Source organism: Burkholderia sp., assembly GCF_018375725.1.
GTDB lineage: Bacteria > Pseudomonadota > Gammaproteobacteria > Burkholderiales > Burkholderiaceae > Burkholderia.
Genome location: NZ_JAHACR010000554.1, coordinates 1 through 1,007, shown reverse-complemented (window position 1 = coordinate 1,007; position 1,007 = coordinate 1). Strand labels below are relative to the sequence as shown.

The window sequence follows — 1,007 nt, the reverse complement described above, 5'->3', positions numbered from 1 at the left end:
CCGCACGGCTTCTCGGAAATCCTCTACGCGTTCACCTCGGCCGCGAACAACAACGGCAGCGCGTTCGCGGGCCTGACGGCCGGCACGCCTTTCTACAACTGGATGACCGCGATCGCGATGTGGTTCGGCCGCTTCGGCACGATCGTGCCGGTGCTCGCAATCGCGGGCTCGCTCGCGGCGAAAAAGCGCATCGCCGCGACGAGCGGCACGCTGCCGACGCACGGGCCGCTGTTCGTCGTGCTGCTGCTCGGCACGGTGCTGCTCGTCGGCGCGCTCACGTACGTGCCCGCGCTGGCGCTCGGGCCCGGCGTCGAGCACCTGATGATGTGGCTGGGCGCCTGAGCGGCGCGCTGACAACGACATACGCATTGAAGAGATGGCGATGACCCAACATTCCGCAACACGGTCCATGCTCGATCCGGCGCTGGTGCGTCCGGCGATCGTGGACGCGTTCAAGAAACTCACGCCGCGCACGCAGTTCCGCAACCCGGTGATGTTCTGCGTGTACGCCGGCAGCATCCTGACGACGATCCTCTGGATCGCCGCGCTGTCGGGGCAGGCCGAGGCGCCCGCGGGCTTCATCCTCGCGGTCGCGCTGTGGCTGTGGTTCACGGTGCTGTTCGCGAACTTCGCGGAGGCGCTCGCCGAAGGGCGCTCGAAGGCGCAGGCCGCATCGCTGCGCAGCGCGAAGCGCGACGTGATGGCGAAGAAGCTCAACGAGCCGCATCCGAAATCGCCGATCCGCATCACGACGGCGTCCGACCTGCGCCGCGGGGATGTCGTGCTCGTCGAGGCGGGCGACACGATTCCGGCGGACGGCGAGGTGATCGACGGCGTCGCGTCGGTCGACGAATCGGCGATCACCGGCGAATCCGCACCGGTGATCCGCGAGTCGGGCGGCGACTTCTCGTCGGTGACGGGCGGCACGCGCGTGCTGTCCGACTGGATCGTCGTCCAGGTCACGGCGAATCCGGGCGAGGCGTTCCTCGACCGGATGATCGCGATGG

1 protein-coding gene and 1 pseudogene are annotated in these 1,007 nt (G+C 68.6%); both read left to right on the top strand.

The features are described from left to right. A partial coding sequence (locus KH616_RS25355) for a potassium-transporting ATPase subunit KdpA (protein ID WP_292255351.1) occupies positions 1-342 on the top strand: 342 nt, incomplete at its 5' end. Between the two features lie 40 nt (positions 343-382). Next, positions 383-1,007: pseudogene (locus KH616_RS25350) on the top strand (potassium-transporting ATPase subunit B); the annotation flags it as partial.